Source organism: Mycobacterium shinjukuense, from assembly GCF_010730055.1.
GTDB classification, from domain to species: domain Bacteria; phylum Actinomycetota; class Actinomycetes; order Mycobacteriales; family Mycobacteriaceae; genus Mycobacterium; species Mycobacterium shinjukuense.
In genome coordinates this window covers 3,300,567-3,318,376 of the sequence record NZ_AP022575.1, presented here as the reverse complement: position 1 = coordinate 3,318,376, position 17,810 = coordinate 3,300,567, and the positions used below count along the sequence as shown (strand labels likewise).

General features: G+C 68.8%; 14 protein-coding genes, 2 pseudogenes and 1 riboswitch. Of the genes and pseudogenes, 11 read left to right on the top strand and 5 right to left on the bottom strand.

Annotated features, from left to right (window positions below):
- The first annotated feature begins 1 nt into the window (after position 1).
- Both pta and G6N20_RS15065 read left to right on the top strand, forming a co-directional pair.
- A complete protein-coding gene (gene pta / locus G6N20_RS15070) occupies positions 2-2,077 on the top strand; it encodes a phosphate acetyltransferase (protein ID WP_232065354.1) in 2,076 nt (691 codons plus the stop codon).
- Complete coding sequence (locus G6N20_RS15065) at positions 2,070-3,242, top strand: acetate kinase (protein WP_083051586.1); 1,173 nt, start codon at positions 2,070-2,072, stop codon at positions 3,240-3,242. The genes pta and G6N20_RS15065 overlap by 8 nt, the downstream gene beginning before the upstream one ends.
- Before the next feature lie 54 nt (positions 3,243-3,296).
- On the opposite strand, the gene G6N20_RS15060 is transcribed toward G6N20_RS15065, so the two are convergent.
- From G6N20_RS15060 to glnX, 3 genes are read right to left on the bottom strand one after another with little or no spacing between them, the layout of a single operon-like run.
- Positions 3,297-5,585, bottom strand: a complete 2,289-nt coding sequence (locus tag G6N20_RS15060; RefSeq protein WP_083051589.1) for a serine/threonine-protein kinase PknG — start codon at positions 5,583-5,585, stop codon at positions 3,297-3,299.
- Positions 5,585-6,559 carry a glutamate ABC transporter substrate-binding protein gene (locus tag G6N20_RS15055; protein ID WP_083051592.1) on the bottom strand — a complete coding sequence of 325 codons (975 nt, stop codon included), beginning with the start codon at positions 6,557-6,559 and terminating at the stop codon, positions 5,585-5,587. Before G6N20_RS15055 ends, G6N20_RS15060 begins: the two co-directional genes overlap by 1 nt.
- Complete coding sequence (gene glnX, locus G6N20_RS15050; RefSeq protein WP_083051630.1) at positions 6,556-7,875, bottom strand: protein kinase G-activating protein GlnX; 1,320 nt, start codon at positions 7,873-7,875, stop codon at positions 6,556-6,558. Before glnX ends, G6N20_RS15055 begins: the two co-directional genes overlap by 4 nt.
- A 125-nt stretch (positions 7,876-8,000) precedes the next feature.
- Between glnX and G6N20_RS15045 the strand changes: the two genes are divergently transcribed.
- Entirely contained in the window at positions 8,001-8,633 is a 633-nt protein-coding gene (locus tag G6N20_RS15045; protein ID WP_083051595.1) for an NUDIX hydrolase, read from the top strand.
- Here G6N20_RS15045 and thiE read toward each other — a convergent pair.
- Positions 8,605-9,276, bottom strand: a complete 672-nt coding sequence (thiE, locus tag G6N20_RS15040; RefSeq protein ID WP_083051597.1) for a thiamine phosphate synthase — start codon at positions 9,274-9,276, stop codon at positions 8,605-8,607. The two genes, G6N20_RS15045 and thiE, sit on opposite strands and share 29 nt — an antisense overlap.
- A gap of 29 nt (positions 9,277-9,305) precedes the next feature.
- Positions 9,306-9,415, top strand: a riboswitch (TPP riboswitch).
- Between thiE and thiO the strand changes: the two genes are divergently transcribed.
- The 3 genes from thiO (at position 9,406) to thiG (ending at position 11,397) form a co-directional block, all read left to right on the top strand.
- A complete protein-coding gene (gene thiO / locus G6N20_RS15035) occupies positions 9,406-10,413 on the top strand; it encodes a glycine oxidase ThiO (RefSeq protein WP_083051600.1) in 1,008 nt (335 codons plus the stop codon). It overlaps the preceding riboswitch by 10 nt.
- Entirely contained in the window at positions 10,410-10,607 is a 198-nt protein-coding gene (gene thiS, locus G6N20_RS15030; protein WP_083051603.1) for a sulfur carrier protein ThiS, read from the top strand. The genes thiO and thiS overlap by 4 nt, the downstream gene beginning before the upstream one ends.
- Positions 10,600-11,397 (top strand): thiazole synthase, encoded by a 798-nt coding sequence (thiG, locus tag G6N20_RS15025; RefSeq protein ID WP_083051605.1) that lies wholly within the window; start codon positions 10,600-10,602, stop codon positions 11,395-11,397. Before thiS ends, thiG begins: the two co-directional genes overlap by 8 nt.
- Before the next feature lie 93 nt (positions 11,398-11,490).
- Here thiG and G6N20_RS15020 read toward each other — a convergent pair whose 3' ends face one another.
- On the bottom strand, positions 11,491-12,012 hold the full coding sequence (locus G6N20_RS15020; RefSeq protein ID WP_083051608.1) for a serine/threonine protein kinase: 522 nt from the start codon (positions 12,010-12,012) through the stop codon (positions 11,491-11,493).
- Between the two features lie 302 nt (positions 12,013-12,314).
- Between G6N20_RS15020 and G6N20_RS15015 the strand changes: the two are divergent.
- From G6N20_RS15015 to G6N20_RS14995, 5 genes and pseudogenes are all read left to right on the top strand, one after another.
- Positions 12,315-12,644 (top strand): annotated as a pseudogene (locus G6N20_RS15015) (CD225/dispanin family protein).
- A gap of 31 nt (positions 12,645-12,675) precedes the next feature.
- Positions 12,676-13,102 (top strand): annotated as a pseudogene (locus tag G6N20_RS15010) (DUF2752 domain-containing protein).
- A gap of 83 nt (positions 13,103-13,185) precedes the next feature.
- Positions 13,186-14,688 (top strand): M28 family metallopeptidase, encoded by a 1,503-nt coding sequence (locus G6N20_RS15005; RefSeq protein ID WP_083051633.1) that lies wholly within the window; start codon positions 13,186-13,188, stop codon positions 14,686-14,688.
- Positions 14,689-14,696: 8 nt separating this feature from the next.
- Complete coding sequence (locus G6N20_RS15000; protein WP_179961479.1) at positions 14,697-16,166, top strand: M28 family peptidase; 1,470 nt, start codon at positions 14,697-14,699, stop codon at positions 16,164-16,166.
- Between the two features lie 92 nt (positions 16,167-16,258).
- Positions 16,259-17,755, top strand: a complete 1,497-nt coding sequence (locus G6N20_RS14995) for a neutral zinc metallopeptidase (protein WP_083051615.1) — start codon at positions 16,259-16,261, stop codon at positions 17,753-17,755.
- Positions 17,756-17,810: the final 55 nt, after the last annotated feature.

Here is a 17,810-nt window from a genome sequence, read left to right as displayed (position 1 = left end):
CGTGCCCCCGTCCAGCATCTACATCACCGCGCCGGAGGCGGAGACCGGCAAGTCGACGATCGCGCTGGGGATCCTGCACCGGTTGACCGCGACGGTGGCCAAAGTCGGTGTGTTCCGGCCGATCACGCGGACATCTGGTGGCAACGACCGGGACTACATCCTGGAGCTGCTGCTGGAGCACGCCACCGCGGGGCTGCCCTACCGGCGCTGCGTTGGGGTGACCTATCAGCAGCTGCACGACGACGGCGACGCCGCGATCGCCAGCATCGTCGAGGCCTATCACGCGATGGCGCAGGGGTGTGACGCCGTGGTGATCGTCGGCAGCGACTACACCGACGTAACCAGCCCAGCGGAGCTTTCGGTCAACGCCCGGATCGCGGTCAACCTCGGCGCGCCGGTGCTGCTGACGGTGCGTGCCAAGGACCGCACCCCCGATCAGGTCGCCAGCGTCGTTGCGATTTGTTTGGCGGAGCTGTCCGCCCAGCGGGCGCACGTCGCGGCAGTAGTAGCCAATCGCTGCGCGCCCGCGCAGATGGCCGCCACGACCGAGGCGCTGCGGACATTCACCCCTCGCGGCTACGTGCTGCCCGAGGAACCGCTGCTGTGCGCGCCGACGGTGGCCGAGCTCACCGCGGCCGTGCACGGCACCGTGGTCAGCGGGGACGTCGCGCTGGCGGGGCGCGAGGTGATGGACGTGCTGGTCGCCGGGATGACCGCCGACCACGTGCTGGAGCGGCTGCGCGACGGCATGGCGGTGATCGCCCCGGGCGACCGTTCCGACGTGGTGCTCGCCGTCACCAGCGCCCATGCGGCGCAAGGGTTTCCGTCGCTGTCATGCCTGGTCCTCAATGGCGGGTTCGAGCTGCATCCGTCGATCGCCGCCCTGGTGTCGGGTCTGCGGTTGCGGCTGCCCATCATCACCACCGCGTTGGGGACCTTCGACACCGCCAGCGCGGCCGCCGCGGCCCGCGGCCGGGTGACGGCCGCCTCGCATCGCAAGATCGACACCGCGCTGGACCTGATGGAGCGCCACGTCGACATCGCCGACCTGTTGGCGCAGCTGGCGATCCCGATCCCCACCGTCACCACCCCGCAGATGTTCACCCATCGGCTGCAGCAGCGGGCGCGCTCGGATCGCCAACACATCGTCTTACCCGAAGGCGATGATGACCGCATCCTGGCATCCGCCGGGCGCCTGCTGCAGCGCGGCATCGCGGACCTGACGATCCTGGGCGACGAAGGCCAAGTCCGTTCGCGCGCGGCCGAACTCGGTGTCGACCTGGACGGCGCCACGGTCACCGACCCACGCACCAGCGAACTGCTGAACCGCTTCGCGGACCAGTATGCCCAGTTACGCAAGGCAAGGGGCGTCACCGTCGAACAGGCCCGCGAAATCATGCACGACGCCACGTATTTCGGCACCATGCTGGTCTACAATTCCCATGTCGACGGCATGGTGTCCGGTGCTGCTCACAGCACGGCACACACGGTGCGTCCGGCGCTGGAGATCATCAGGACCGTTGCGGGCGTTTCCACGGTGTCCAGCGTTTTCCTGATGTGCCTGCCGGATCGGGTGCTGGTATACGGCGACTGCGCGATCATCCCCAACCCGAAACCGGAACAGCTCGCCGATATCGCCATCTGTTCGGCGCGCACCGCCGCACAGTTCGGCATCGAACCCCGAGTGGCCATGCTGTCCTACTCCACCGGCGTTTCCGGGACCGGAGCCGACGTGGACAAGGTCAGGGCGGCAACCGAATTGGTGCGTTCGCGGGATCCGCAGCTGCCGGTGGAGGGCCCCATCCAATACGACGCCGCGGTCGAGCCCTCGGTGGCGGTCGCCAAGCTGGGTGATTCGCCGGTAGCCGGCCGGGCCACGGTGCTGATCTTCCCCGACCTCAACACCGGCAACAACACCTACAAGGCGGTGCAACGCTCCGCCGGGGCGATTGCGATCGGCCCGGTGTTACAAGGCTTGCGCAAGCCGGTGAATGACCTGTCCCGGGGTGCGCTGGTGGAAGACATCGTCAACACCGTTGCCATCACCGCCATTCAGGCGCAGGGCAGCCATGAATAACGCCGTGCTGGTGATCAACTCCGGCTCGTCGTCGCTGAAGTTCCAGCTCGTCGACGCCGACTCCGGCGTCGCGCGGGCCGCCGGAAATGTCGAGCGGATCGGGGAGCCGTGGTCGGCGGTGGCCGACCACGAGCAGGCGCTGCGGCGCGCCTTCGACATGCTGGCCACCGACGGGATCGACCTGCAGGCCTGCGGGCTGGTCGCGGTCGGGCATCGGGTGGTCCACGGCGGCATGGAATTTCATCAGCCGACACCGCTGGACGACACGGTGATCGGCAAGCTCGAGCGGCTGTCCGCGCTGGCCCCGCTGCACAATCCGCCCGCGGTGCTGGGCATCAGGGTGGCGCGCAGACTGCTACCCGACGTCGCGCACATCGCGGTGTTCGACACCGCCTTCTTCCACGACCTGCCGCCGGCGGCGGCCACCTACGCCATCGACCGGGAGCTGGCCCAGACCTGGCGGATCCGCCGGTACGGCTTTCACGGCTGCTCGCACCGCTACGTCAGCGAGCGGGCCGCCGCGTTCCTGGGCCGGCCGCGCGATGGCCTGAATCAGATTGTGCTGCATCTGGGTAACGGCGCGTCGGCGTCGGCGATCGCCGCCGGCCGGCCGGTCGACACGTCGATGGGCCTGACCCCGCTGGAGGGTTTGGTGATGGGGACCCGCAGCGGCGACCTGGACCCGGGCGTCATCGGCTACCTGTGGCGCACCGCCAAGATGGGCGTGGACGATATCGAGGCGATGCTCAATCAACGGTCCGGGGTGTTGGGCCTGGCCGGCGAGCGTGACTTCCGGCGGCTTCGCGCGATGATCGAATCAGGCGACCCAGCAGCGCAATTGGCCTACGACGTGTTCATTCACCGGTTGCGCAGGTACCTCGGCGGCTACCTGGCCGTGTTGGGCCACACCGACGTGGTGAGCTTCACCGCGGGGATCGGCGAACACGACCCGGCGGTGCGCCGGGACGCGTTGACCGGGATGGCCGAACTGGGAATCCGGTTCGACGAGGACCGGAACCTCGCCGCGTCCGACGGCGAGTCCGACGGCGTGCGCCGGATTTCCACGGACGACTCACCGATCACCGTGCTGGTGGTGCCGACCAACGAGGAACTGGTCATCGCCCGCGACTGCGTGAGTGTGCTGGGTGGGTATCGTCGAGCGTGAACCACACGACGGCCCGCCGGCGTGTCGCGTCGTGCGATTCACACCCGGCGCCAGCTAGAACGTGCTGGTGGGCCGCACCTTGTTGGCCATGTCCACCAACGTGTAGCGGTGCCGCTGGGTGGGCGCCACCCGGGCCAAACTACGCAGCGACGCCTCCACACCGAGCCGCAGCCCGTGATCGGTGAACGGGAAACCGAGGATGTGGTTGGTGCTGGCCTTGTTATCTTTCAGCCAGTCCATCGCGCCGCCGAGCACCAGCGCGCGGATCTGTAGCACACGCGGTTCGGTGGGCGGCAGCGCCTCCACTCGGCGGGCGGCGTCACGGATCTGCTCCTCGGTGATTTCGCTGGTCGACCGGCCGGACAGCAAGGTCACCGCACTGGTCAGTCGTGCGGTGGTGAAATGCCTGGAGGTCGGCGGCACTTCGTCGAGCGTCCGCACCGCCCCGACCCGATCGCCTTGGGCGGACTGGCTTCTGGCCAGCCCGAAGGCCGCCGAGATCACGCCATCGTTGGTGCGCCACACCGTCTGGTAGAACTTGTGCTCGTCGGTGGCGCCGGCCAGCTCGGCGGTGGCGGCCAGCGCCAGCTTGGGCGCCAGCTCGCCGGGGAAGGTGTCCAACACCTCGGTGAAATCCTTGGTGGCCGAGTCGAAGTCACCGGTCAGCAGCTCGGCCACGGCGCGGTACCAGACCAAACGCCAGCGCCATCCCACCCGCTCGGCGAGATCGTCGAGCTTGCGGGTGGCCTTGGCGACATCACCCAGATCCAGCAGCGCGCGCACCTCCATCAGCGGCAGCTCGATGGACTCCGACAGGTCGACACCGTCGGCGTCGAGCGCGCCGTGGCGGGCCGCGCGCAGCGAGTCCAGCGTCTGCACCGGCTGCGAGAGCACGGTGGCCTGCAGCACCGGGGCGGCCACGTCGGTCGGATCGACCAGCGGCACCGACAACGCGGTCACGATCTCCTTGGCGGTCAGCTTCTCCGAGTGCACCTTGCCGTCCAAGTACACGTCGGTGTGTGCCACCAGCAGATCCACCCCGAACGTCGAGCGGCTGGGGCTGAAAATCGTGGACAGCCCGGGCCGCGGCACCCCGGTATCCTGGGCGACCACTTCCCGCAACACCCCCAGCAGCTGTCCGGACATCTCTTCGGCGCTGGTGAACCGTCGACGGGGATCGGGGTCGGTCGCCCGGCGTAGCAACCGGCCGTAGGAGTCGTAGGTGGTCAGCACCGGGTCGTCGTCGGGCAGCCCGTCCACGTAGCGACCGTCGCGGGTAGGCAGGTTCAGGGTGAGGGCCGCCAGCGTGCGGCCCACGGTGTAGATGTCGGTGGCCACCGTCGGGCCGGTTCGCACGATCTCCGGCGCCTGGAAGCCGGGGGTGCCGTAGAGGTAGCCGAACGAGTTGATCCGCGACACCGCACCCAGGTCGATCAGCTTGAGCTGCTCCTCGGTGAGCATGATGTTCTCCGGCTTCAGGTCGTTGTAGACCAGGCCCATCGAGTGCAGGTAGCCCAGCGCGGGCAGGATTTCCAGCAGGTAGGCGATCGCCTCCGCGACCGGCAGTTTTTCGGCTTTCCCGTTTTTGCGGCCCCGTTTGAGCGATTTCCCGCCGACGTACTCCATCACGATGTAGCCGACCGGATCCCCGTGCCGGTCGGTGTGCTCGACAAAGTTGAAGATCTGCACGATCGCCGGGTGCACCACCTCGGCCAGAAATTGCCGTTCGGCCATCGCGATCGCCTGCGCCTCGGCGTCACCGGAGTGCACCAGGCCCTTGAGCACCACCGGGCGGTCGTTGACGTTGTGGTCCAGGGCGAGGTAGACCCAGCCCAGCCCGCCGTGCGCGATGCAGCCCTTGACCTCGTACTGGCCGGCGATGACGTCACCGGGACTCAGCTGCGGCAGGAACGAGTAGGGACTGCCGCAGTAGGGGCACCAGCCCTCCGAGGTCGCCGCCGCTTCCGACCCGGACCGGCCGACCGGTCGTCCACAGTTCCAGCAGAACCGCTTGGACTCCGGAACCACCGGGTCGGTCATCAGGGCTTGCAGCGGATCGATGTCCGGCACCCGCGGGATCTCCACCAAACCGCCAGCCAGCCGTCGGACCGGCTGCAGCACTCGGGTAGCGGTCGTCAGCGCCTCTGGCGGCTCGCCACCCTTGGTGCCTATGGAGACAAACGGGAACTCGTCGTCCTCGAAATCGGGGCGGAAGACCGCCTGGGTGGCCTCGGCCCGGTTGGTCGCCGCCGTCGTCGTCTGCGCCTCCGCCGGCTGGGTGCCGGGGCCGTCCTCGGGGCCCGAGCATTCGGCCTGCGACGCTTTCGGCGTGGGCTTGCCCATCAGTCCACGTACCTCGGCTGGGGCGGGAGGGGCGCCGGGCCCAGAACCGTCAACCACTTGCGGTACAACGCGTTCCAGGTGCCGTCGCCGCGGATGCGTTCCAGTGTGCCGTTGACGAACCTCACCAGCCCGGTGTTGTCCAGGTTGATCCCGATGCCGTACGGCTGGGTGGCCATGTTCGGCCCCACGATGTGTACGTAGGGGTCCTCCTCCACCAGCCCGGCCAGGATGGAGTCGTCGGTGCTGATGGCGTCGATCTGACGCTGCTGCAGCGCGACCAGGCAGTCGGCCCAGTTCACCACCGACACGACTATCGGCGGCGGCGCGATCTCGCGGACCCGACGCAGCGACGTGGTGCCCCGCGCCACGCAGACTCGCTTGCCGGACAGGTCGGACACGTTGGCGATCGCCGAGTCACGCGGAGCGAGGATGCGCTGGTTGGCGTCCAGATACACGGTGGAGAAGTTCACCAGCTTGCGGCGCTCGCAGGTGATGGTCATGGTCTTGACCACGATGTCAACCTGTGACAGCTGCAGCGCGGTGATGCGTTCGGCGGCCGACAAGATCCGGTACTCGACGTGCGACGGGTCGCCGAAGATGTCGCGCGCCACCTCGCCGGCGATGTCGACGTCGAAGCCGGTGATCTCCCCAGTGATCGGGTCGCGGAAGCTGAACAGGTTGCTGCCGATGTCGAGCCCGACGATGAGCCGGCCGCGGTCGCGGATGTATGCCACCGCGGCATCGGCTTCGGCCCTGTCGGCGAACGGGCGCAGGCTGGCCGTCGGGTTGCAGTCCTGGCTGGTCGGGTCCGGCGGCAGCGGGGGCTGCACCGGCATTTCCTCCATACCGACCGGGGTGGGCCTCGGCAGCGTCGGCGTCACTTCCGTTTTCAGCGGCTCGGGGTGCCCGCACCCGGCGAGCGCGATCGCCGTCACCAGGACGGCGGACCAGCGTCGCACTCGGCGCCGCATCATCGATACTCTTTCAGCCGCGGCCACAGGCCGAGGGCGACCGCGATGGCCGCACCCAGGCTGAGCACCACGCCGCCCACCTGGGCGCCGGCCAGTCCGCGGTGCGCGTTGAGGATGTCGTTGCGCAGCCGGTTACGGCTCTGCTCCATCACCTTGGTCAGCGCCGCGTCGAGCTGGTCGAACGCTGGGGTGGCGTCGTCGGCGCCCTTACCCAGCGCAACCTGGGTGGCGGCGCGATAGTTGCCCACCGACATGTACGAGTTGATCCGGTCGTTGGCGTGCTGCCAGCGGACCAGCAGCTGGCCGGCGCCCTGCAGGTCGGGTTTGTCAACGGCGTCGTGGCGGGACATGTACGCGTCGAGTTGTTGGTGCATGGTTGCGATGCGTTGATGGAAGGACTGCTTGCGGACCTCCTCGTCGCCGCGGCGGATCAGCGACAGCGTCTCGTCGGCCCGTGCCTGCTGAGCGGTGATCGCCAGGTTGGTGATGGTCTTGAGCGACTCGGCCGCGGTGTCTTTGGCGCTGCGACTTGCGGTCGTCGAAATGGTCAACGCGATCCCGACCCACACCACCATCACGGTGATGGCCAGCGCGCCCACGACCAGACCGGGGTTGATGCGTCGTCGGGTCCGTTGGGCGAGCCAGCGGTGCGCGAACGCGCCGAAGACGACGGTGGTGGCGACGACGAGGATCACCGGAGCCGGGATCTGGGTGGAGGCCGTGGTCTCGGTGTCCACCCGGGCGGAGGTGGCCTGGTAGAGCCGCTGCGCGTCGGGCAGGATCGTCGACTGCATCAGCCCGGAGGCCTCCGACAGGTATGACGACCCCACCGGGTTACCCGCCCGGTTGTTGGTCCGCGCGATCTCCACCAACCCGGTGTAGACCGCCAATTCGGCGTTGATCCGGCCCAGCAACGGCACCAACGATTCGTCGGTCAGCCCGCTGGACGCCCGGGTGACGGCCACCGCGGCAGCGGTGATGGCCTGCTCGTAGCGCAGCCGCACGGCGCTCGGTTCGGTCGGGGCGATGAATGCGGTAGCCGCCGCGGCGTCGGCCACCGACAGCGCGGTGTAGAGCTGTCCGGCCGCGAACGACAGCGGCTCGGTGTCCCTGAGCACGGTGGTCAACACCTGTTGACGGTGGGTGATGGTGGTCGAGGTGGCGAACGCGCTGGCAACGCCCAGGGAGGCCAGCACGATGCCGATGGTCAGGATGCGGCCGGGCGTCGTCGAGATGAACCACCAGCGGGGATGGGCCGGTTCGCCGGGTAAACCCGATCCCAGCGGCTCGGTCGACGGATGCGCCAGCTCAACCGTCACGTTTGCGCCGTCCTCATCTTTCGGCCAACTTGCCAACCTCTATAAGCGAATTCTAAGAGCATGTCCCGATCGATGGGGGGAGGCTTGGCAGATAACCTTGGGCTGGGCCTGCATATCCTGAATTCGTGCGGGGCGACGGCGACGGATGGGTGGTCTCCGAGGGCGGCGTGCACTATTGGGGCAAATACGGTGCCGCCGGACTGCTGCTTCGGGCCCCGCGGCAGGACGGCACGCCCGCGGTGTTACTGCAGCACCGGGCGGCCTGGAGCCATCAGGGCGGCACCTGGGGTTTGCCCGGGGGCGCCCGCGACAGCCACGAGACCCCAGAGCAGACGGCGGTGCGCGAAGCGTGCGAGGAGGCCGGTCTGGCCGCCGAGCGTTTTACGGTGCGCGCCTCGGTGGTCACCGCCGAGGTTTCCGGGCGCGGCGGTCGGCAGTGGACCTATACCACGGTGGTCGCCGACGCCGGTGAGTTGCTGGACACCGTGCCCAACCGGGAAAGCACCGAGCTGCGCTGGGTCGCCGAGGTCGAGGTCGCCGAGTTGCCGCTGCATCCGGGGTTCGCCGCCAGCTGGCGACGGCTGCGCACGGCGCCGGCGACGGTGCCGCTGAGCCACGCCGACGAACGGCGTCGGGGCCTGCCGCGGACCGTGGAGATCGAGGCGGGAGTGTTCGTCTGGTGCATGCCGGGCGACGCGGATCAGCGGCCGTCGCGGTTGAGCCACCGGATCAGCACGCTGCTGCAAGCGCCGTCCTGAGCCGCTGGGCGGCCGCCCGCGGGTCGCCGGCCGCCGTGATCGCGCGCACCACCACGATTCGGCGGGCGCCGGCCTGCAGCACCTGCGGCAGCCGCTGCGCGTCGATACCGCCGATGGCAAACCACGGTTTGTCGCCGGCGAGGCCGGCGGCCGTGGCGACCAAGTCCAGCCCCGGCGCCGGGCGGCCCGGCTTGGTCGGGGTGGGCCAACAGGGTCCGACGCAGAAGTAGTCGCAGTCACCCGTCACGGCCGCCGCCACCTGGGCGCGGTCGTGGGTGGACTGGCCGATCAGCACGCCCGGCCCGACGATCTCGCGTGCCACCCGCCACGGCAGGTCACGCTGACCCAGGTGCAGCACGTCGGCGCCGGCCGCGCGGGCGATGTCGGCGCGGTCGTTGACCGCGAACAGCGCGCCGTGCCGGCGCGTCGCGTCGGCGAGGATCTCGCAGGCGGCCAGCTCGTCGCGGGCCTCCAGCGGGCCGAAGCGCTGCTCACCGGGCGAGCCCTTGTCCCGCAGTTGGATGATGTCGACCCCGCCGGCCAGGGCGGCGTCGGCGAACTCGGCCAGATCACCGCGTTCCCGGCGGGCGTCGGTGCACAGATACAGCCTGGCCGCTGCCAGCCGGGAAACAGAACCGTGCACACCGCGACGTTAGCGCGCTAGCGTGGACGCTGAAGACACACGGGAGTCCCGGGAACGGGGGCTGAGAGTGGGCGCGCCTGCCCTTACCGTTGAACCTGATCCGGATCATGCCGGCGAAGGGAGCAAGGGATGCCCAACACGCTGGCCGTCATCGGCGGCGGCGTCATCGGGTTGTCGGTGGCCCGCCGGGCGGCGCAAGCCGGCTGGTCGGTGCGGGTGCACCGCAGCGGCGAGCGGGGCGCGTCCTGGGTTGCCGCCGGCATGCTGACCCCGCACAGCGAGGGCTGGCCCGGTGAGGAACGGCTGTTGCGGCTGGGCGTGGAATCCCTGCGGCTGTGGCGCGAGGGCGGCTTTACCGACGGGCTGGGTCCGCGGGTGATCACCGCGCGCGAGTCGCTGGTGGTGGCCGTCGACCGGGCCGATGTCGCGGACCTGCGTACCGTCGCGGACTGGTTGTCCGCGCAGGGCCACCCGGTGATCTGGGAGTCGGCCGCTCGAGACGTCGAACCCCTGCTGGCACAAGGTATCCGGCACGGCTTCCGGGCGCCGACCGAACTGGCGGTGGACAACCGCGCCGTGTTGGACGCGCTCAGCCGGGAGTGCGAACGGCTTGGGGTCCGATGGGCGGCGCCGGTGACCGACCTGTCCGACGCGCACGGCGACGCGGTGGTGATCGCCAACGGCGTTGACGCCCCCGCCCTGTGGCCCGGCCTGCCGGTGCGCCCGGTGAAGGGCGAGGTGCTGCGGCTGCGCTGGCGCAAAGGGTGTCTGCCGTTGCCGCAGCGGGTAATTCGTGCCCGGGTGCACGGGCGACAGGTTTATCTGGTGCCCCGACCCGACGGTGTGGTAGTGGGTGCCACCCAGTACGAACACGGCCGCGACATCGCCCCGGTCGTCTCCGGGGTGCGCGACCTGCTCGACGACGCGTGCGCGGTGCTGCCTGCGTTGGGCGAGTACGAGCTGGCTGAGTGCGCCGCCGGGCTGCGCCCGATGACGCCCGACAACCTGCCCATCGTGCGGCGTCTGGACGCTCGGACCCTGGTGGCCGCCGGGCACGGCCGATCGGGTTTCCTGTTGGCGCCGTGGACCGCCGAACAGATTGTGTCCGAACTTGTTCCGGTCGGAGCGCACCGATGATCGTGGTGGTCAACGAGCAACGGGTCCAGGTCGACGAACAGACCACCGTGGCCGGGCTGCTGGCGTCGCTGGGTTTCCCGGACCGGGGCATTGCGGTGGCACTGGACGACTCGGTGCTGCCACGATCTGGCTGGGCGACAAGGCTTTCCGAAGGTGCCCGACTCGAGGTGGTGACGGCGGTGCAGGGTGGTTGAGTCGAAGCTGACCATCGCCGACCGCAGCTTCAGCTCGCGGCTGATCATGGGCACCGGCGGAGCGAGCAACCTGAGGGTGCTGGAGGAGGCGTTGATCGCTTCGGGTACCGAGCTGACCACGGTGGCGATTCGCCGGGTCGACGCCGACGGCGGAACCGGACTACTGGATCTGCTCAACCGGCTGGGCATCACACCGCTGCCCAATACCGCCGGTTGCCGCAGCGCGGCCGAGGCAGTGCTGACCGCGCAACTGGCTCGGGAGGCGCTGAACACCGACTGGGTCAAGCTGGAGGTGATCGCCGACGAACGCACGCTGCTACCCGATGCGGTCGAATTGGTCAGGGCGGCAGAGCAATTGGTGGACGATGGGTTCGTCGTGCTGCCGTACACCAACGACGACCCGGCGCTGGCCCGCCGGCTGGAGGACGCCGGGTGCGCCGCGGTGATGCCGCTGGGCTCACCGATCGGCACGGGCCTGGGGATCAGCAACCCGCACAACATCGAGATGATCGTCGCTCGTGCCGGCGTGCCGGTGGTGTTGGACGCGGGCATCGGCACCGCCAGCGACGCTGCGCTGGCGATGGAGTTGGGCTGTGATGCCGTGCTGTTGGCCAGCGCGGTGACGAGGGCCGCCGACCCGCCGGTGATGGCGGCTGCGATGGCCGCCGCCGTCACCGCGGGGTATCTGGCGCGCCGGGCCGGGCGTATCCCCAAACGCTTTTGGGCGCAAGCCTCCAGCCCGGCGACGATGCGGGCCGGGAAGCGGCCCGCTGAGGAGCTGGGCAATTGAGCCCCAGCCCGGCGACGATGCGGGCCGGGAAGCGGCCCGCTGAGGAGCTGGGCAATTGAGCCCCAGCCCGGCGACGATGCGGGCCGGGAAGCGTCAGCCGTTGGTCCGCCACCACCGGTAGAGGGCGTCGACGTCGTTGTTGGCTGCGCGGATGTAGCTCAGGACGTTCTTGGCGTCGGTGGTCCAGATGATCTCGGCGGCACCCTGATAGGTCCCGCAGGCCACCTGCCCGGCGGTGGCGCCGGAACTGCCCTGACGCCATGTGGTCGGCGATTGGCCGCTGTCCCCACAAGCGGTCAGGGTCTCGTCTTTGATGCTGGCTTTGAAGGAGCCTTTCAAATCGTCGGCGTTGGCGAAAAGGATGTACTTGCCTTGCACGGGTCCGGCCGAGTCGGGGCTGTGCCCGCAAGAAAGCACGGCTAATTCACCGTTGGTGATCGTCTGGGGGGTGCAGTTGTTGAGCCCGTAGCCCTTCGATAGCGACGCGGCCAGCGTGTCGATATCTGCCGATGTGCCGGTGGGGTCCGCGGTCGCGGTGGCGGTGCCCAGCCAGGCGAAGCTACCCATGATCGCTGCAACCGTGGCGGTTCGCAGTGTGTTGGTGCGGTGAGACATCGATGACTCCTTACGGCCGTGCGGTTGCGCCGACTCCACGGAGTCTATTTGTGGAGCTCACCGAAGAACAGGGCCTGCTGCTCGACCCGCGGGGCGCGGCCATGGTCTTACTGGGTAACACGTGATGGTGAAACATTGACAATGCCAGGCTGTTTCATCCACAGCTGAGCGAGTGCGTGCCGCCCGGCGGGACGGGTCGATGCGCGCAACCGGGATTTTCCGATTCGAGTGGTGCCGACGCGCACGCCGCTCGGGTGGGGTAGGCACCGCTGCACGTCAGCTCACGTTCATCGGGAGAGTCGATGACACAACCACCACCGCCCGGTTATCCGCCGCAGCAGTCGCTCGCCGGGCAAGCACCGAACAACCACCTGGTGTGATCCATTCTGGTGACGTTGTTCTGCTGTCTTCCGCTGGGGATCGTCGCGATCGTCAAGTCCAGCCAGGTCAACGGGTTGTGGGCACGGGGCCGTGACGCCGAGGCGCGGGCGTCCGCCGATAGTGCCACGAAGTTCGTGACCTGGTCGGCGGTCATTGGCGTTGTCGTCTACGTCATCTACGGCATCTTGATGGCGGTGGGCGCGGTGAACGTCGACAGGTCGACCACGGCGATGGTCGCGACGATGGTTTAAGGGGTTCTCGAGGGTTCGAGGGGTTGCGCCGATGGTGACCCGCCCAGGGTCGGTGCCGCGCAGTCTGAATGCGCCGCTGGTGGTGGCCGCGGCCGCGACGCTGATGTGCGCCGCCATCTGGGTGGCGGATCCGACAACCCCGAACGGCCCGCTGCCGACCTGCCCCACCAAGGCTCTGTTGGGAATCGACTGCCCAGGATGTGGCAGCCTGCGAATGCTGCACAGCCTGATGCACGGCGATCTGCTGGCGGCCGCCAAGGTTTAACGCGCTGGGCCTGGCGGCGGTGGCGCTGTTGGTGTGGGCCTACCTGGCGTGGACTTATGGGCGCCTGGTGGGCCGGTGCATCGGGAGTTGGCAGCACCGCCGCGGGGCGCCCGCGGTGGCACTGTCACTGACGGTGACCTGGTTTGTGGTGCGCAACATTCCGATCGCGCCGTTCACCGCGTTGTTCGTCTGATCGCCGCGGCGGCCGAGGTCATCGGCGGACGGCCCCGGTGGTCAGTGGGCGCGGCAGCGCAGCCGCGGTTTAGTCTGGGCGCGATGCTGCGCAAGTCGAGGTCCATGCCGGCCGTGCTGGCCGTGGTCACGGTCGTTGCCGTGCTGCTGGTGGGCTGTGTCCGGTGGTCGAGTCGGTCGCGGCCCGTTGCCAGCGACCCCGCCGCGGCCGAGTTCGCGGCCACGCTGCGCGGCAAGGTGACCACCGACGCGATGATGGCTCACCTGTCGAAGTTGCAGGAGATCGCCGACGCAAACAGCGGCACCCGGGCGGTGGGCACCCCAGGCTATGAGGCCAGCGTCGACTATGTGGTCAACACGCTGCGCAACAGCGGTTTTGACGTCCAAACCCCAGAATTTTCCGCCCGGGTGTTTCAGGCCGAGAAGGGGTCGGTGGCGGTCGGTGGCCTGACCGCCGAAGCGCACGCGCTGGAGTACAGCCTGGGCACCCCGCCCGACGGGGTGACCGGACCTCTAGTGCTGGCGCCGGCCGACGACAGCCCGGGCTGCTCCGCGTCGGACTACGACAACCTGCCGGTGAAAGGCGCGGTCGTGCTGGTGGATCGCGGCAACTGCCAGTTCGCGCAGAAGGAGGACGCGGCGGCGCAGGTGGGTGCGGTGGCGCTGATCATCGTCGACAATGTCGACGAGCAGTCGATGGGGGGCACCCTGGGAGCCAACACCGACGTCAAGATCCCGGTGGTGAGCGTCACCAAATCGGTGGGACTGCAACTGCGCCCACAGCGCGGACCGGCAACCGTCAAGCTCACCGCGAGCACCAAGAGTTTCAAGGCCCGCAACGTCATCGCGCAAACCAAGACGGGGTCGCCCACCAACGTGGTGATGGCCGGCGCACACCTGGACAGCGTGCCCGAGGGGCCGGGCATCAACGACAACGGCTCCGGGGTGGCCGCGGTTCTGGAAACCGCGGTGCGGCTGGGGAACTCGCCACGCGTGCGCAACGCGGTACGGTTCGGCTTCTGGGGTGCGGAGGAACTCGGGCTGATCGGATCTCGCAACTACGTCGAGTCGCTGAACATCGAAGCGCTCAAAAGCATTGCGCTGTACCTGAACTTCGACATGCTGGCATCGCCCAACCCGGGCTACTTCACCTACGACGGAGACCAGTCGCTGCCACTGGACGCTCGTGGCCAGCCGGTGGTTCCGGAAGGCTCGGCCGGTATCGAGCGCACGTTCGTGGCCTACTTGAAGTCGGTCGGCAAGACCGCCCAGGACACCTCGTTCGACGGCCGCTCCGACTATGACGGGTTCGCCCTGGCGGGCATCCCGTCGGGTGGGTTGTTCTCCGGCGCGGAGGTCAAGAAGTCGCCGGAGCAGGCCAAGCTGTGGGGCGGCACCGCCGACGAGCCGTTCGATCCCAATTACCACCAAAAAACCGACACCCTGGACCATATTGACCGGGTCGCGCTGGATATCAACGGCGGCGGTGTGGCCTACGCCGTGGGCCTGTACGCGCAAGATCTCACCGGCCGCAACGGCGTTCCGGGCATCGACGATCGCACACGCCACGTGCTCGTGAAGCCATGAGGCGGTCGGTGACGCGGGGGCTGGGCGCGACCCTGGTGCTGGGCTGTCTGTTGGCCGGATGTTCGGCGCCCCGGCCGCAACCGCCCGCCGCCGCGCCGGACCTGGGTCGTTCGCTGGCCGCGAAGGTGACCGCGGATGCGATGTTGAGCCACCTGCGCGCGCTGCAGGAGATCGCCAACGCCAACAACGGAAACCGCGCGGCGGGCACGGCGGGCTACGACGCCAGCGTCGAGTATCTGGTGAAAGCGTTGCGCGGCAGTGGTTTCGAGGTGTCCACACCGCAGTTCGAGCGGTTGTCCACCGCGTCGCCGGGTAAGCCGGCGGTGACAATCGCCGGCCGCAGCTACCCCGTCGATCAGGCGTCGCTGCTGGTTCGGACGCCACCCGGTGGTCTGACCGGCCCGGTGGCTGCACCCGCACGACCGGCCGGGTGCTCCCCGGGTGATTACCCCTCGGTGCTGCCGTCGGGCGCGATCGCGGTGGTCGACGATACCCGCTGTTCGGTGGTCGACAAACAAGACAGCGCGCTGGCCAGGGGCGCGGCGGCGCTGATCGTGGTCAGCGAGCCCGGTACTCAAGGCGCCCCTGCCGGGTTGTTTACTCCCGGCTACTACCACCGGCTGACGGTGCCGGTCGCGGTGGTCGGCGCCAACGGCGGCGCTGCGCTGGCACGCGCCACCGGCCCGGTGCGCCTGGTGCTGGACGCCGAGAATGTCACGATCACGTCGCGAAACGTGGTGGCCCAGACCAAGACTGGCGCGCCCAACGAGGTGGTGGTGGTCGGCGCGCATCTGGACAGTCCGGGTAACAGTCCGGGCATCAACGACGGCGGCTCGGGGGTGGCGGCGGTGCTGGAAACCGCGTTGCAGCTGGGCCCGTTGCCACCGGTGACCAACGCGGTTCGATTCGTGTTCTTCGGCGCCGAGGAGGACGGCCTGCACGGCGCGCTGGACTACGTCTTCGGCCTGAACACCGATCAGCTCAACGACATCGCGCTGTATCTGAATTTCGACATGCTGGGATCGCCGAACGCGGGGTTCTTCACCGATGATGGCGACCAGTCCGGTCCGGCCGGCCCCGGTGTGGCGCCCGCGGATGTGCCGGAGGGTTCGGCCGGCATCGAGCGCACGCTGGCCGGCTATCTGAACCTGGCCGGCAAGCGCCCCGCCGACATGCCGCTGCACACCCGGGCCGACTACCATCCCTTTCTGGTCGCGGGCGTGCCGGTCGGAGGCCTGACCACCGGCGCGTCGCAGACGAAAACCACTGTGCAGGCGCGACTTTGGGGCGGCCAGGCCGGTGTCGCGTTCGACCCCAACTACCAGAGCGTGCGCGACACGGTGGCCAACATCAACCGGGAAGCGTTGGCGATCATGGGCGCGGGGGTCGCCTTCGCGGTGGGCAGCTATGCCGAGTCGATCACCGGCCCTAACGGCGTCACACCCCATGACAAGCGCCATCGCACGCGGATGTCGTAGCGGGCGGGCCGCCATGCACAGGCGGCACGGGTTGCCGGCCGATCTAGAATTGGGGTTTCTTGGTGGCAGGTCGGTGGGATGGGGTTGGTCAAATGAATAACCGCGGGCGGAATCGACGTCACGTGCGGCGGGGGCGCTCGCGCACGGTCCTTGCGTCGGTGCGGGCGGCGACGGCCTGCCTGGGCGTGGCCGTGGTGGTGGCTGGCTGTACCACCATCGTCGAGGGCCGCGGGCTGTCGGTTCTCAACGACCCGTTCCGGGTTGGCGGTCTGCCGGCCACCAACGGTCCCAGCGGGGCCAGGCCCAACGGGCCGGCCCCGACGGGCAAGGTGATCAACACCAACAACGGGCCGATCGACAAGCTGTCGTTGTTGTCGGTCAACGACATCGAGGAGTACTGGAAGGCGGTCTACGGCGAAGCGCTGAAGGGCACCTTCAGGCCGGTCGACAAGCTGGTGTCCTACGACTCCACCGACCCCAACAGCCCGATCGTCTGCTACAACGACACCTACCAGCTGGTCAACGCCTTCTTCACCGCCCGCTGCAACATGATCGCCTGGGATCGTGGGGTGTTCATGGCCGTCGCGCAGAAATTTTTCGGCGACATGGCCGTCAACGGTGTGTTGGCCCACGAATACGGCCACGCGCTGCAGATTATGGCGAGGCTGGTCACCAAGAAGGACCCCACCATCGTTCGCGAGCAGCAAGCCGACTGCTTCGCGGGGGTCTATCTGTGGTGGGTGGCCGAAGGCAAGTCGCCGCGGTTCACGCTGAGCACCGCGGACGGGCTCGACCATGTGCTCGCCGGGATCATCACCACCCGAGACCCCGTGATGGAGGCCGACGCGGAGAACGACGACGAGCACGGCTCGGCGTTGGACCGGATCAGCGCCTTTCAGATGGGCTTCATCAGCGGCACCCCGGCCTGTGCGGCGATCAACAAGGCCGAGATTGAACAGCGCCGCGGTGACCTGCCGACCACGTTGCGCGTCGATCCCAGCGGAAACCCGGAGACCGGTGAGGTCGCGATCGACGAAGACACCTTGACGACGCTGATGGAGTTGATGGGCAAGATCTTCTCGCCCAAGAATCCGCCGACGTTGACCTATCAGCAGACCGGTTGCCGCGACGCCAAGGCCAGCCCGCCGGCGTCCTACTGCCCGGCCACCAACACCATCGCGGTCGACCTGGCCGCCCTGGCGGCGCTGGGCAAGGTCGCCGGGCCCGAGGAAGACAGCCTGCCCCAAGGCGACGACACCGCCCTGTCGGTCGTGATGTCGAGGTACGCGCTGGCGGTCCAACATGAACGCGGCCTGGCGATGCAAAGCCCGTGGACGGCGCTACGGACGGCATGCCTGACCGGTGTCGGCCACCGCAAGATGGCCGAGCCCATCGAACTGCCGTCCGGTCAGGAACTCGTCCTGACCGCGGGTGATCTCGACGAGGCGGTGTCCGGGCTGCTCACCAACCACATGGTGGCCAGTGACGCCGACGGCATCAGCGTGCCCGCCGGCTTCACCCGGATAGCCGCGTTCCGCGCCGGGGTGACCGGCGACATGGACGGGTGCTACTCGCGCTATCCGGGATAGCGGTCGACCGGCACCTTAGCCGATGCGGGTGCCTCGACCGGCCCGGAGACCGGTG